Source organism: Mycobacterium sp. NGS67, from assembly GCF_059812185.1.
In genome coordinates this window covers 1-13,635 of sequence record NZ_JCALCF010000005.1, presented here as the reverse complement: position 1 = coordinate 13,635, position 13,635 = coordinate 1, and the positions used below count along the sequence as shown (strand labels likewise).

The 13,635-nt window shown below is 68.2% G+C and carries 15 protein-coding genes; 7 read left to right on the top strand and 8 right to left on the bottom strand.

Annotation, left to right across the window (positions count from 1 at the left end):
• The first annotated feature begins 4 nt into the window (after nt 1-4).
• The gene (locus AC5Y4D_RS05690; RefSeq protein ID WP_500036637.1) at nt 5-811 is read left to right on the top strand and encodes a hypothetical protein; all 807 of its coding nucleotides are present in this window, start codon (nt 5-7) and stop codon (nt 809-811) included.
• A 4-nt stretch (nt 812-815) separates the two neighbouring features.
• Here AC5Y4D_RS05690 and AC5Y4D_RS05685 read toward each other — a convergent pair whose 3' ends face one another.
• The 8 genes from AC5Y4D_RS05685 to AC5Y4D_RS05650 form a co-directional block, all read right to left on the bottom strand.
• A complete protein-coding gene (locus tag AC5Y4D_RS05685; protein WP_500036636.1) occupies nt 816-947 on the bottom strand; it encodes a hypothetical protein in 132 nt (43 codons plus the stop codon).
• Nucleotides 944-1,636: a hypothetical protein gene (locus AC5Y4D_RS05680; RefSeq protein WP_500036635.1), complete on the bottom strand. Its 693-nt coding sequence runs from the start codon at nt 1,634-1,636 to the stop codon at nt 944-946. The genes AC5Y4D_RS05685 and AC5Y4D_RS05680 overlap by 4 nt, the downstream gene beginning before the upstream one ends.
• Nucleotides 1,633-1,986: a hypothetical protein gene (locus AC5Y4D_RS05675; protein WP_500036634.1), complete on the bottom strand. Its 354-nt coding sequence runs from the start codon at nt 1,984-1,986 to the stop codon at nt 1,633-1,635. Before AC5Y4D_RS05675 ends, AC5Y4D_RS05680 begins: the two co-directional genes overlap by 4 nt.
• A complete protein-coding gene (locus tag AC5Y4D_RS05670) occupies nt 1,976-2,233 on the bottom strand; it encodes a hypothetical protein (protein WP_500036633.1) in 258 nt (85 codons plus the stop codon). Before AC5Y4D_RS05670 ends, AC5Y4D_RS05675 begins: the two co-directional genes overlap by 11 nt.
• Entirely contained in the window at nt 2,230-2,496 is a 267-nt protein-coding gene (locus AC5Y4D_RS05665; protein WP_500036632.1) for a hypothetical protein, read from the bottom strand. The genes AC5Y4D_RS05670 and AC5Y4D_RS05665 overlap by 4 nt, the downstream gene beginning before the upstream one ends.
• The gene (locus AC5Y4D_RS05660; protein ID WP_500036631.1) at nt 2,493-3,899 is read right to left on the bottom strand and encodes a type IV secretory system conjugative DNA transfer family protein; all 1,407 of its coding nucleotides are present in this window, start codon (nt 3,897-3,899) and stop codon (nt 2,493-2,495) included. Before AC5Y4D_RS05660 ends, AC5Y4D_RS05665 begins: the two co-directional genes overlap by 4 nt.
• Nucleotides 3,899-4,327 carry a hypothetical protein gene (locus tag AC5Y4D_RS05655; RefSeq protein WP_500036630.1) on the bottom strand — a complete coding sequence of 143 codons (429 nt, stop codon included), beginning with the start codon at nt 4,325-4,327 and terminating at the stop codon, nt 3,899-3,901. Before AC5Y4D_RS05655 ends, AC5Y4D_RS05660 begins: the two co-directional genes overlap by 1 nt.
• A gap of 214 nt (nt 4,328-4,541) precedes the next feature.
• Complete coding sequence (locus AC5Y4D_RS05650) at nt 4,542-4,976, bottom strand: hypothetical protein (RefSeq protein WP_463828163.1); 435 nt, start codon at nt 4,974-4,976, stop codon at nt 4,542-4,544.
• A 251-nt stretch (nt 4,977-5,227) separates the two neighbouring features.
• On the opposite strand from AC5Y4D_RS05650, the gene AC5Y4D_RS05645 reads away from it, so the two are divergent.
• The 6 genes from AC5Y4D_RS05645 to AC5Y4D_RS05620 all read left to right on the top strand — a co-directional run bounded on the left by AC5Y4D_RS05645 (nt 5,228) and on the right by AC5Y4D_RS05620 (nt 13,606).
• Nucleotides 5,228-6,511, top strand: a complete 1,284-nt coding sequence (locus AC5Y4D_RS05645; RefSeq protein ID WP_500036629.1) for a hypothetical protein — start codon at nt 5,228-5,230, stop codon at nt 6,509-6,511.
• A gap of 14 nt (nt 6,512-6,525) precedes the next feature.
• Nucleotides 6,526-7,452 (top strand): conjugal transfer protein, encoded by a 927-nt coding sequence (locus AC5Y4D_RS05640; RefSeq protein ID WP_500036628.1) that lies wholly within the window; start codon nt 6,526-6,528, stop codon nt 7,450-7,452.
• A gap of 42 nt (nt 7,453-7,494) precedes the next feature.
• Nucleotides 7,495-7,782 (top strand): hypothetical protein, encoded by a 288-nt coding sequence (locus tag AC5Y4D_RS05635; RefSeq protein WP_054585968.1) that lies wholly within the window; start codon nt 7,495-7,497, stop codon nt 7,780-7,782.
• A gap of 95 nt (nt 7,783-7,877) precedes the next feature.
• Nucleotides 7,878-10,871: an ATP-binding protein gene (locus AC5Y4D_RS05630; RefSeq protein ID WP_500036627.1), complete on the top strand. Its 2,994-nt coding sequence runs from the start codon at nt 7,878-7,880 to the stop codon at nt 10,869-10,871.
• A complete protein-coding gene (locus AC5Y4D_RS05625; RefSeq protein WP_500036626.1) occupies nt 10,868-12,916 on the top strand; it encodes a hypothetical protein in 2,049 nt (682 codons plus the stop codon). The genes AC5Y4D_RS05630 and AC5Y4D_RS05625 overlap by 4 nt, the downstream gene beginning before the upstream one ends.
• 15 nt (nt 12,917-12,931) lie before the next feature.
• On the top strand, nt 12,932-13,606 hold the full coding sequence (locus AC5Y4D_RS05620) for a tetratricopeptide repeat protein (protein WP_500036625.1): 675 nt from the start codon (nt 12,932-12,934) through the stop codon (nt 13,604-13,606).
• Nucleotides 13,607-13,635: the final 29 nt, after the last annotated feature.

Below are 13,635 nucleotides of genomic sequence, written 5' to 3'. Positions count from 1 at the left end.
AGCGTTGCTGGAACCGCACCCTCCCCGGCCGGCGGACTCCCCTGCGCCGGCCGACTGGTTGACCGCCCGCGTGGATCTGTGGGGCCCGCACTGGGTCACCAACGTCGTGGGCTCCGGATTCGAGGCCTACGCCCGGCTCTTCCACCCTCTCGATGACTACCCGGGGACACTGCGCTGGGCCGACATCGCCCGGTTCAACGACCGCCTCATGCACCCTTCAGCGCAGTGGGCACACATCAGTTCACCCGCCCCGTTCACCACCGAGCACGCCGAGCGAGGCCGTGGGCACCCGGGCGAGCCGCGCTGGGGACACCTGAGCCCCCGCGCGCTCGGCGCGCTGTGCGCGGTCCTGGCCCGCCACACCGCCAACCCGCAGCACTGTTTTTTCGCGGCCTGGCAAGGATGCGGGAACCTGCACGCCGGCAGCGGCGTGACACTGACCGCCTACCGCCCCGTCAACGGCGTGCTGCCTGACCTGTCACCACCGCCGCCCGCGCCGGCGCACTGGAAACTCGACCTGACCGGTCCCACCTTCGCCTTGCCCGGCCGCGACCGCTACTACCTGTTCCAAGGTGCTGTCGAGCAGGCCGTACACATCGGCCGCTGGGACAACGCAACGTTCTTCACCGCCCAGTCACCGCACTTCATGTGGCCGGCCGACCATACCTGGTGTGTGGCCACCGAGATCGATGACGACTCCACCATCATCGGCGGCACCACCGCGCTGATCAACGAGCTGTGCGCCTCCGCAGCGATCGAGGTCCTGCCGATCGCCCCCGACGCACCCTTCGACGACACCCTCAACCCTTGACGACTCATCCGTCGACGGCCGCAACACCCACGCTCATCGTCACCACGCCATGCAGGACAACGTAGAGCAACCACAGAGCTATCACCGCGGCCGCGATCAACCCACTCAGCCAGGGGAACCTGCGTGCGTCGTTCATCGTAATCCTCTGCCTCGCAGTACACATCGATCCGAAAACACCATCGGGCGCCCTCCCGCGCGGCTTCCGGCGCTGCGCCTTGACCCGCGCGGTCGTGGCGGGTGCACGGGCTCGCGCGCAATCCTCACCGCAGCGGTGAGGTCTGACTCACCGCGGGCCACTTCGGACGGCGAGCCCTGCACCGCCGCGCGGTGCACATCGTGGATGCTGATGGCGCGCTGCCATCCGTCCCGGTACCAGCTACAGCACCACGGCGCACCGCCGCCATGGGTTGGACAGCCCTGCCGATACCGCGCCGCCGCTGCCAGCAACGACGACGGCGCGCTAGCGGCCAGCGCGAACGCGGCACTGCTGTGATCGTCGTTGCGCCACGCTGCGCCGACATGTTCGCCGCAATCGCTGAGGACAAACGCCAAATCGTCAATCTCACTATCGCCCAACGTGTTACGCGGATTACGGGTGGAGTGCCGGTCAACGTCGCCGACCTCGACGACCACCGCCGGGCGGTTATCGAACCCCTCCGGGGCGAACCTCAGTCTGCGGTTACCCACAGAGCTCAACGTCTGCCCGTGCGGACAGATCAGCGCTCCGGCTGGTTGTTCAGTGTCCAGCAGCCACCGCAGTCCGATCAACAGCAGCGGCAGATGCTCCGTGGCCTGCGCAGGTGTGCCGGTGTGCGGGCAGGTCATGGCTGCCGCCGGTAGGCCGCAGTGAACACCTCGGGCTTGCAGGGCCAGGCCGCCCCGCCCGAAAGCAGTACGACATAGTCGCCCAGATCGGCCCGTACGTCACCGATCGGCGTCGGAATCAGCAGATAGCCCGGTTCGTCGGCGCCAGTAGCCGGGTTGACCCCGGCCGGAAAACAGCACCGGTCAGCAAGTCCCAGCCATTCCACGATGGTCGCTGCGGACGCCGAGGTCAATTGAAGCGCTTCGGCTTCGACGGTCGCGATATACCGCTGCGGCTTGATGGTCTCTGCCTCGACGAGCGCGCCCAAACCGGCGCCGGCGTCAGCGGTTGTCTCTGTTCTATCGTTCACGACATCCCTCCGTGTTGATCGAAATCCCTGCCGCGACAACACAGCTACGCGCACCGCCGGTCCCGCAGATCTGTCCCGAGGGCATCGGCCATGTCGTCAGTTCGTTCTCACCAGCGCCGATGCAGCTGAAAACCAGCGTCAACACCACGACCACCAGGGCGTCGACGGCGACGATCCACATGGCCTCTCCCGCAACAGCAGTGGATGTGGCCGGATCGCGTGCATCGGCGCCGACGCGGGTGCTCATTGCCGTTGTCCGTGCTGTGCAGGAGGCCGCGCACTCTGTGTCAGCTCCCAGTGAGCCAGCCGGCCTGGCTGGTCGTGGACGCGGCGTACCGCGCCGTGGCGTTGCAGGATCAGTAGCGCCCGGTAGACCTCTTCGGCCACCACCGGCCGCACGCGGTCGCCGGCCCTTCGGCTCAACGCGATACGCGCCGCGCTGGTCGTCATGGGCTCGTGCGTGGCGGCCAGGACCTCGATCAGTGCCGCGCGCAGCTGGGTCGCGTTCACCGCTGCCCCGCCGCTTTGGCGCGCCGATGCCGCGCTACCGCCCATTCCCACGGTGTTTGTGGTTTATCCGCTGGGGCAATGCTTTTGAGCAAGGTGCCCACGGCGTGGTCGTAGCGGCGCACGAATTCGGGCCAGTCCGGTAGTTCGGTGGCGATGCCGGCGGTGCCGCGGTGCAGCAACCGTGCGTGGCCGAGGTTTTGCGGGAGCAACCTGCGGTAGTCCAGACTCGGGCCCAGGTGCGAGGACAGGGTTTTGGCGCCGCTGGCCTGATCGAAGGATTCTTGGCGCCGGGTGGTTTCGCGTGACCACTGTTCGGCGCGTTGCAGCATCTCCATCTCATCGGCCCCGTACATGATCAGTGCCGCGGGGAAGGTGGCGCGCAGCTCGCGGGCGTAGGCACTGCCGTAGACGGTGTCGAACTGACACGAGGCCTGCACCGAGAGCAGCAGGTTCACCCCGAGGCCGCGGCCTTCGGAGACGTGTCGGCGCAGCGCGGGCATGGGGGCGACGTTGGCGGCCTCGTCGACGGTGATCAATAGCCGGTGCAGCATCTCTTTGCGCGCGGTTTTGCCGCGCCAGCGGCGCACCAGATGCTCGAGCAAGGTGACGGCGGCGCCGGCGATCGCGCCTTCGGCCGGGGCGAGGATGAACAGCGTGGCATCCGGTTGGTCGAGGAAGGTGTCATCGAAGCAAGACCCGGTGTTGCCGCGCAGTGCCAGGCGCATCCACGGAGTGACCGCTTTGCGCATGGTCAGCGCGATGCTATCGCGCATGCGCACATCCATATCCAGCGTGCGCTTCAACCCGTTGCGCAGCAGCGGGAGGTCCTCGACCTGGCGGGCGGCGGCGTGCCAGCCCGGCTCATTGGGGTTCTTGTCGTCTTTTTCCATGTTGTCGGTGGCCAGCAGCACCCAGCTGATGCCCTTGCCGTTGCCGCACGGTGAGGCCGCGTAGAGCATCGCTGCCAGGGGGGCTTCGGTGTTGTTTTCCCAGATCCCGCCATCGGAGACCTGATCGATGCCCGAGCCGGTACCGACCGCGGCCATCTGCATCATCGTGTTGCCAACTGTCACCGCCTCATCGGGTGTGGTGATCAGCGCGGTCGGATCAAACGAGCGCACCTGCACATCCGGGGGGTAGGACGGGGAGTAGTCCGGGCGTAGATCGATGACTTGTTTTGGCCCCCAACGGCGTTGGCACACCAACCACATCAGGTCGTCTTTGGAGGACACGCAGACCGCCGGACCGCCCCACAGGACGGCGGCGGGGGCCAGCACGGCACGGGTCTTTCCGGACTCGGTGGGCGCGGACACCAGATGGTGTGCCGCGCCGGCGGCCAGGGACAGTTTGTTGCTGTCGGAGTGGCGGTGAAACCCGCAATACGGCGAGGGTGAGCGCGCCATCACTGCCTGCGCCGTGGTGGGCTGGGGTCACCGGGCGGGTCGTCGGGGTCGGTCGGGAAGATCCCGGGCCCAGTTATGTCGTCGGGTCCGGTGAACCCAAAATCGATCTCTTCGGCTTCCTCGGCCGGGCTCATCGGCCACCAGTCCCGGGCCCCGTCGACAGCCAGCCAGCCTTCGGCGATGCCGTAGAGGCCGGCAATGAGCAGTACGGCCGGGATCTGGGCGGCCAGCCACGGCGCCAGCACCGCCGAGGACAACGACTCCCCCGGCTCATAGATCAGGGGCATCGGGGCACCGATAAGCGCCGCCGACCACAGCAACGCCGCCACCGGGTAGGACCGCAGCTCATCGGGGATTAGCTGCACGATGGCTTTGGATACGGCTTTACCGACCGGCCATCCGATCGGGGCCAATACCGCACCGGTCATCAAAATAGCCCAATCCAGCATTGCGTACGGTGTTTTTACCGGCCGCACATACCACGGATGAATAACGTCATCATCGGCAGTATCGACACGGGCGCCGGTACGTTTTGTATCGCGGTCCCTAATTTGACGCGCCAACAATTCGGCGCGCCTTTTCTGGAATATAAATGTCCGTTGGTTACGGGCGATCCACTTGCGGCGGATCTCGTCGAACCTGTCAGCGGGAACGGTCATCGTGGCCGCCCTCCGCGGTGGGTACAGGTTCAGTGTAAAAGGCGCTCAGCCTTAACGCGACATCGTCGAGAAACTTTTTCAACTCCATCGCATACCGCCCCACCAGGTAGCGTTCGCTGTCGGCCAACGCCGCCTCCATGCCAGCAGAACACGAGTTGACCAGGTCCGATACCCGCACCGCGGGGCTAGCGCCGGCCATGATGGCTTCCGCGGAGCCTTCTTGCCAGCCCAGGGCGAAGTCCAGTTGCGCCAACGTGCGCGGCGCAAATAGGCCCTCGCGCAGCCGCGCTTTGCGCAGCGTCGAGGGGGCTGGGCCGCCGGCGGCAGCCAGGTCCTGGCGGGTCCATCGCAGCTGTGCCAGACGGTCCTCCAGAAAGAACATCAACCGCTCGATCCCGTCGGCAGGTATTGCTTTCACAGAAAAGACCGTAACAACCCGACAAAGTATTTCGCTACAACTGTCGAATATGAGTTAGTGCATCCCTTAGGCTGAGCCAAGAAGAAAGGGATACGGCCGATGGTGCGCAATGTTCTAAGGGGTGTCGGTTTCGCCACGATGTGCGGATGCCGTCTGGGGCTTCGCGTCCTGCGCATCGCCCCACGACAGTTTGCTGTTGCAACAGTGATCGCCTCGGCGTGCGCCGAGACGATGCCGATCGGGCACCGGCGATGACCGCGCCATCCACCGACGACGATGTCCACTTCGTGGGCCGGTCTCAAGACTTCCTCAGTGATCTTGAGGTTGACGACTCCGGAGTCGGTGTCCTGGCGCACCCTGACGATCCCGGCGTCCTCGACCCGCCCGACATCGACGACGCCGGACCTGGCGAGGACCCCGGTGACCAGACTCCTACCGGCTTTGCAGAGTCGGGTGCGACGCCGAGCGGTTCATCGCCCGCCGGTACCGGCGCAACCACCCACAAGGGGCACGACCACGTCGATGATCTGCCGCAGGAAAACGATTCCAGCACAGTCGATCTGGCCCCCGTCGATCTGGATTCACCCGAGCCCGACAACGACATCGACGCTGACAGCGACCCCAACAAAAGGGACGCCGACGCAGACGCGGCGCCCGACGCGCTCGACAGCCCCGAGGCGCGCGCGGCGCAGCCCACCGGCGACGACCTCGTGGTGAGCGACACCAAAGACACCGCGGCCCCGGCTGCGGCGCGTTACAACAAGAAGATCGCCGCCGGATTCGTCGGGGCGACCGCGGTCGCGGCCCTGGTCGCCAGCGGAGCGCTGATGGCCATGCGCACCGAGCCGCACGTCGCCGAGACCGGCCAGGCCGGCGGGCCCACCACCCACCTCAGTGTCGTTGCCGCCCCCACCACCACCGCCGGGGCGGGCGAGCATGACTCGACGATCCCTTTTACTGCGACCTCGGTGGGTTGTCTGCCCGGGTCCACGGCCGCCCAGGCCGCGGCCAGCCCTGACCCCACCCAGGCCTGGGTGTGCGTGACCGGCGGCAACGCCGGTGAATTCGTCGTGCTCAACCTCGGGCGCAGCATGCTCATCACCGCCGTTTCGCTGACGCCGGGCTGGGTCGGCACCGACAGTTCCGGGGTTGACCAGTGGCACCAACACCGTGTGGCCACCCGCGTGCAGTGGAGCTTCAACGACAGCCCACCCACCGCGATCTCCCACGACACCGGCAGCGTGCATGGCGAAGCCACCAAAGCCCTGCCCGAGCGCGGCGTGCTGGCCTCCCGCGTCATCCTGCTCATCCAGGAAACCGGCCGCGCTCCCGCCGACGCCGCCCCCACCACCAGCCCCGCACCCGGTTCCGGCGGACTGTTCGGCGATGTCCTCGGCCCGGCCGCTACCGAGCCGCCACCGACGGGCAGTCCCGCCGTGCTGCCCGGATTCACCGGCGAGCCCGCCCGCACCGACCCCGCCGACAACTCGTTTGCCATCTCCTCGATCAAGATCTTCGGCCACCCGCCCCAATAGGAAGGCTCACCGCCATGCTGACCAATACTTGGCGCCACCGACTCGAGGCCAGCGGCACCGGCCTGCGCCGTGGCGTGGCTGCCGTGGGCTTGAGCGCCTGCAGCGTCGTGGCCCTGTCCACCATCTGGGGCTGGATCACCGACAACCCGATCGACGTCGACGGGCCCGCCCGCAGCGCGGTCAACCGCACCGCCCTGGTCGGCTCCTACGCCCAGGACTGCGTGACCCGCTGGCTCACCGCCACCGCCGCCCGCCAGCAGTCTCTGCACGACTGCTGGTCCCTGCACGACCCGCTGCGCCTGCCCACCACCCCGGCCGTCCTCGTCAGCTCCCCCGCGGTCTCGGCGGTCACCCTGGTCAGCGACAACGACACCACCCAGCAATGGAGCGTGGTCATCACCGTGGCCGAACGGCCCTTCGAAGCCGCCACCCCTCACACCACCTACTACCGGCTGCCCATCCTTTACACCCGCTACGGTGTGCGGGCCAGCGCCCTTCCCGCCCGCATCAACGGCCCCGGTGTCGGCGCGGATGCACCCCTGGGCTACCCCAGCGCCCTGGCCGCGACCTCCCCGGCCTTTGTCACCATCAGCGGTTTTCTGACCAGCTTCCTCACCGCCGCGCCAGGGCTGGAACGCTACGTCACCCCCGACTCCGGACTTCTGGCCGCCGCGGACTACCGCTCGGCCCAAGTCACCAAACTCGTTGCCAACCACTCCGCACCCGAGGACTCCGTGCCCGCCGACGGCACCACCTTGCATGTGCTGGCCACCGTCAGCGCCGTCACCGCCCAATTCGCCCCCGTGCAACTCGACTACCCGATCGCGCTGAAAGTCACCGCCGGCCGCTGGAGCGTCACCGGCCTGGACTACGCACCGCTGCTCGCCGCCGACGCAGAACTGACCCCCGTCATCCCCACCGCGGCCGCCGCGCCGCGCTAACACGACACATCCAATTCCCCACCCACGAAAGGAAATCGACCAATGTTTCTCGCTACCACCACCCCGACCCTGCTGGCGGCCACCGACCTGGTCTCTGGCAGCCACTCGCTCTACACCATCGGCGTCGGCGTCCTGGTCATCTTGATCCTGCTCGCCGGGGGCACCCGCGCCGCCGGCGCCTTCTTCGGCGGACGCATCGGTGAAACCGTCGCCTGGGCCCTGGTCGCCGTCGTCGTCGCCGTCGTCGTGGGCTCGGGCTACGCCATCTACACCTCAGCCAAACGCACCACCGACCGCACCGGCATCACCACCGGCCAATTCGGCCAATAAACCCGCGGCCCCCTACCCAACACCCGACACGTATCCCGGCGTTCGGCGGACCGCTGGGCCGCGCCCAGCACACCGCACCCGGCAGGAGTCTTCCCGTGACCGAATCAGCGCAGCTGTTCAAAGGTGTGCACGACATCCCCGTCTACACCAACATCTTGTTCAACAAACCGCTGCGGCTGCCGGTGGCCATCAGCCTCTACGGTGGCGCCGTGCTGACCGTGGCGCTCACCGTGGCCGTGCTCGACTCCGGGCACGCCCGCGCCACCCTGATCGGCGGGGCACTGATCACCGCCACGGCCGCCGGGGGCGCCGCACTGCTCCCGCGCGGGCGGCCCAGCCTGGGTTTTCGCCTGCACAGCCTGTGGCGCACCGTGTGCCCGCGCCAAGCCACCAGCACCGGCGACCCGCTGCTGGCCCCCCCGCACACCGTCATCGGCAACCTCAGCTTCACCCGCCACGGCGTCTACGCCCACTACCTGCTCTCCGGCCTGCCCTACTACCTGCAATCGACCAAACGCCGCACCGGCGTCGCTGACCGCCACCAAACCCTGGCCCGCGAAATCCCCGCCGGCACATGGATCTACGGCCTCTCAGTGCCGCAAAGTCAACGCCAGCTGCTGCGCGCCATGCTCGCCGGGCACCGCGACAAACCACGCTGGATCACCGCCTGCCAACAGATGGCGCCCGTGCTCGCCGACCAACACCCCCGCACCCGCATCTTCTGGCTGGCCATCCCCGTCGACGCCGGCCGCGCCGGGCACAGCCCCATGGGGCAAGCCGCCAAACTGCGCGACTGGGCGATCGGACGCGACAAAGACTCTGACAACTCCGTGGCCGCCTACCAGCGCTTGGCCGAGGACGTCATCACCGCCCTGCCCGAAGAATTCACCCCCGTCACGGCTACCGAAGACATGACCAACTGGTTCTGGCGGCACAACGCCTGGCGGGGGGTGTTCGACAACCCCATGCCGCGCCACCACACCGCGATCAGTCGCCTCGACGGCACCACACTGCCCGAGGCGGTCTTCGACACCGGCGACCAGCACCACCACCGCGGCCGCGCGTTGCCGCTGCACCTGGGCGCGGCGATCCTGGGTGTGACCACCGCGGTCTGTGCTGTGGCCGGGCTGCCCGCGCTGGCCGCGATCACCGCCACGGCGGCCGTGGCCGCCGCCGGCGCCTGGGCCGCTGGTGTTCGCCACATCCCGTCGACGGTGAAAACCCTGCGCGTGGCAAGCCCCGATGGCCTCTACCCTGACAGCTACCAGGCCATCCTGCCGGTCGTGGACATGCCCAAAGCGGGCATCGTGTTCCCCGGCTCGGAATTCCTGCAAGCCCTCGACGACCTGGACACCGGTGCGGTCTTCGACTTCGCCGTCAATCTCGTCACGCTCAGCCGCGAAATGGAATCGGTGCGCAACGACCGCGCCAAAGGCAACCTCGACGACCAGTTCACCCAGCGCCGCGACATCGCCAACGGCGACGCCCAACTGCTCACCACCGCAAACCAACTCGCCGAATACCGCCGCCAACTCGACGCCAACATCGACGAACGGCCCCTGCAAGCCGCCTTTTTGATCGCCGTCGGCGCCCCCGACCAAGCCAGCTTGGACTACAGCGTCAAACGGTTGCGCGAAGAACTCACCGGCTCCGGTCAAATCGCCATCCGCCACTACCGCGGCGCCCAAACCCGGCTGTGGGCCGCCTTCAACCCCGGTGTACCCCACCACAAAACCGGCGCCGATCAGTTCAGCGAACCCACCACCACCCGCAAATGGTCACGCTTCGTGCCGATCACCTCCTCGATGGTCGGCAACAGCGCCGGAATGCTGCTCGGCTTCACCCGGCACAACGCGATGGGCAGCGCGGTCCTGCTCGACCTGCCCGGCACCGCGCGCCGCAACCGCAACCCGTGCCTGGTCTGCAGCGGCGCCCTGGGCTACGGCAAATCCTATGCCGCCAAACGCATCACCCGCGCCGAAATCCAGCGTGGCGCACAAGCATTCATCGTCGACCCCGGCACCGAATGGGAAAAAGCCCTCGCCGACGTCCCCAACAAAGCCGTCATCGACATGGCCGGTGATCAGTTCAGCTGCGATCCGCTGCGCACCTTCCCCGCCGACGTCGCCGCCGCCTACTGGCTGGACTACATGCTCCCGATGATGAGCCTGGACCGCCGCAGCGTCGCCGTGCAACGCCTGCGCGCCATCCTGCAAGCCGACGTCGCGGCGGCCCTCGACATCACCAGCACCGCCGCTCTCATGAAATACATCAGCCGCATCCAGGCACCCGCCACCGGGCCCGACGACCGCGCACCGCAGGTCATCCGGCTCGCGGAGGACCTCGCCCCCATCCTGGCCGCCCTGCAATCCTGGGCCACCTACGACTTCACCCGCGCCATCTTCGATGACACCCTGCCCGTGCCCGACCTGGCCGCCCTCGATGTCACGGTCTGGCTCACCGGCAGCCTGGACCTACCCACCGCCGAAGAAATGAGTACCCCCCACCTGGCGGCCAACCTGTCGGACCGCAAACGCGCCTCGGTCGCCATCTACGGCATGCTGGTGCGCCTGGCGCGGGTCACGTTCTTCGCCGACGCGGCGCGCTTCGGGCTCATCGTCCTCGAAGAAGCCGCCGGCCTGCTCAACAGCCGCGCCGGCGCCGACGACGCCCACCTGATCAGCCGCCGCGCTCGCAAGCACTACACCGGGTTGCTGATCATCACCCAGAACCCCATCAAAGACCTCGCCCTGATGGGCGACGAGTTCATCACCCAACAACTGATCATGCCGTTCGAAAACGACGACCTCGCACGACAAGTCGCCGGCAAAGTCGGCATCCGCGCCGACGACTACGGCGACATCGAAGAATTCTTCCTCGCCCAACCCTCCGCCCACGAAATGCGCGATCCCACCGCGTTCGACAACCACGACGAGAACACCACCGCCGGCGACGCCCATCGCGGCCAGCGACAAGGCTACGGATTCTTCGTCGACGAATTCCGCCGCAAATCCCCCATCTGGGTCGCCAGCGAACCCGACCCCGGCGTGCACCGCGCCTACGACACCACTCCCGGCCACGCAGCATGAACACCACCGCCGCAGCACCCACCACCGTGACCGGGCGCGCCGCCGAATACCTCGGCTACCAGCTGGCCACCCGGCCGCGGCTGCGCCGGGCGGCCACCGTGTGGTTCACCCTGCACTGGCTGGCCAGCTGGTCGGTGGCGGCCGCGCCGCCGGCCGCCGCCTCCACCATCGGCGGAGCCCTGAACTGGACGGGCATCACCGACAGCTACGGCGTGCCCGTCGGCAACTACTACCTGTCGGTCGTCTCCACCAGTGAAGCGATCACCAAAGCCGGCCCCGGCCTGTCCGCCGACCCGTCCAGCTGGGCGCGCTGGCTGGCCAACGCGCTCAACACCGGCCTGACCCACGAAGCCGTCGCCGAGCTGCTCTCCGCCCAGGCCGCCGCCTACATCTTCATGATCACCCTGGCGCTGTGGCTGATGCGCTTCGCGATGTCCAACACCTGGCTCTACTGGCTGACCACCTGGCTGCGCCCGATCTTCGAAACACTACGCACCATCCTGGCCGACCTGTGGGTCTTCCCCATCTGTTTGACCCTGGGCCTCGGGGTCGGCGCCTACCACCTGCTCTGGCACGGCCGCAAAGGCCACGGTGCCGGAATCATGTTGTCCACCTTCGCCATCGGCGTCCTGGGCATCATGCTTACCGGCGACCCACTCTCCGACCTCTACCGCGAAAACGGGCTGCTGGCCCAAGGACGCAACCTCGGCTTCACCGTCGCCCAAGCAGGCCTGAACAACGGCGCCCTCACCCCCGGCGGCGGCGGAGCCCAACTGCACCACCTCACCGGGCTCATCGCCGATGCCACCGTGCGGATGCCGCTGCAGCTGATGAACTTCGGCGAACCCATCGACAACATCGGCGGCTGCGGCCAGGCCTACACCGCCGCGATGCTCGCCCCGCACAACCCCGGCGACCTCGCCGGCCCAGCGCATGCCATGACCCAATGCGGAGCACCGCAGGCGCTGAGCTTCGCCCAACACCTCGACGGCTCCAACCTCGCACTGGGCATGTTCTACGGCCTTCTGGGCTTCATCTTCACCCTGTTCATCTGCTACGTCACCTACAGCTACGTCATGGCCTGCTGCGCGGCCCTGCTCAACGCGCTGCTCTCCGTCATCGCGGCCGGGCCCGCCATGATCCACGGCGCACCTCGGCGCCGCGCCGCCCGCCGCCTCACCCTGTTCTTCAAACACGCCGCCCTGCTGTTCGCCTACACCCTCTACATCTCCGTAGCGGCACTGATCGTCCTGAAAATGGCCGCCCGCGGCGGCTACGCCGACCAAGTCGGCATGACCCATCCCCTGGCCCGGCTCATCATGATCGCCCTGTTCTCCGCCGCCGCCATCGGCGCCTTCCGCTGGCTCAAACACCAACTCGGAGACCACACCCGCCACGAACTCACCCACGCCGTGACCGAACTGGCCCGCCACGGCCGCGACGGCTACCAACGCGGCCGCGACACCTACGACCGCGGCCGCGACCTGGGTGCCCGCGCACCCTGGAACACCAGCACCACCTCCGACGGCGACTCCGACAAACCCCGCACCGGCACCCCCGCAGGCGGCCGTCCCCCCGGCGGGCGGCCCCCCACCCCCGGGCGCGGCCGCAAACCCCACCCGCCGACCCCACCACGCGGTCCCACGCCCACCGCCGCCTCGCCGACCACCACATCCGCGGCCCCAAGCGCCGCTGCTGCTGCCCGCACCGCCGGCGCCGGCGGCACGGCGGCACGGGTCGCCGCAACCGCGACCACCGCAGGCGAAGCCGCCGCCACCGTGGCCGCCCCCGAAGTCGTCGCCGGCGTTGCCGTCGCCGCCCACGTCGCACACAAACTCCACCGCCCCCACCACGGCAACAAGCCCGACCACGGCCAGCCCCGCCTCGCGGCACCACGCGCTACGCCGCCCAAACCCACATTCCAACCACCCCCCGCCCCCGCCAACGGACGCCACCCCAGGCCCATCCCACCACCCGCGGCGGCACCCGACACCGCCACACCGGGCGGCCCCGCACCCGAGCAAACACCGGTCAAAGGCCGCTAAGACACAATCCGGTGCTTGGATGACGAGGTGGCCACCGACTGGTACCGCAACGACGCGTGGACGCCGGAGATCAGCGCCGAGTTCGAGCGCCGGCTCGCACGTGCCCGCGCCCACAACCGGCCGGAATATCTTCGCGTCCAGGGGGTGCACCTGCAACGAGCCGGCCATATCGAGGCGGCGCGAGAATTGTGGGTGCGCGTTCTTGATCAGCCATTCGATAAAGCCGACGTCGGCGGGTACTCCCGCGCCGGGGCGCTGGAACACCTCGCGGACTCCTATGCGCAGTCGGACCCACCGACGGCCGAGCGGTGGTACCGGCGTCTGCTCTCTGAACATCCCGATTTGCAGTGCACCTCGCAGCAGGTCGAGCTGTCGCTGGCCGAAGTGCTGGTCGCCCAGGCCAATCCCGCGGCCGCGCGCCAAGCCTTGCAGGCCTGGCGTGACCGCGGCGGATCGCACACCCCCGAGGATCTACTGCGCGCCCATATCGTGCTCGTCGACGTCGCCGTGGCTGACGGTGACCAGCGCGCCGCTCGTCACGCCGCGCGCGGCGCGCTGAAAGCAGCCGACCTTCCGGCGCCTTTCTTCAACCACCCCCAAGTCGGCGTCGCCCACCTCGACCCCGAAACACACGCACGACTAAGACGTTTGGCGCGTCGCCGATGGCTTCCCGCCATGTTAAGGAGATAGACGGTGTTTCAGAGCCTGCACGCGCTGGG

What these genes read in the sequence shown, in the direction of transcription:
- AC5Y4D_RS05685 (WP_500036636.1), bottom strand. Translation starts at nt 947, where the DNA reads ATGAACGACGCACGCAGGTTCCCCTGGCTGAGTGGGTTGATCGCGGCC.
- AC5Y4D_RS05680 (WP_500036635.1), bottom strand. Translation starts at nt 1,636, where the DNA reads ATGACCTGCCCGCACACCGGCACACCTGCGCAGGCCACGGAGCATCTG.
- AC5Y4D_RS05670 (WP_500036633.1), bottom strand. Translation starts at nt 2,233, where the DNA reads ATGAGCACCCGCGTCGGCGCCGATGCACGCGATCCGGCCACATCCACT.
- AC5Y4D_RS05660 (WP_500036631.1), bottom strand. Translation starts at nt 3,899, where the DNA reads ATGGCGCGCTCACCCTCGCCGTATTGCGGGTTTCACCGCCACTCCGAC.
- AC5Y4D_RS05655 (WP_500036630.1), bottom strand. Translation starts at nt 4,327, where the DNA reads ATGACCGGTGCGGTATTGGCCCCGATCGGATGGCCGGTCGGTAAAGCC.
- AC5Y4D_RS05645 (WP_500036629.1), top strand. Translation starts at nt 5,228, where the DNA reads ATGACCGCGCCATCCACCGACGACGATGTCCACTTCGTGGGCCGGTCT.
- AC5Y4D_RS05640 (WP_500036628.1), top strand. Translation starts at nt 6,526, where the DNA reads ATGCTGACCAATACTTGGCGCCACCGACTCGAGGCCAGCGGCACCGGC.
- AC5Y4D_RS05635 (WP_054585968.1), top strand. Translation starts at nt 7,495, where the DNA reads ATGTTTCTCGCTACCACCACCCCGACCCTGCTGGCGGCCACCGACCTG.
- AC5Y4D_RS05625 (WP_500036626.1), top strand. Translation starts at nt 10,868, where the DNA reads ATGAACACCACCGCCGCAGCACCCACCACCGTGACCGGGCGCGCCGCC.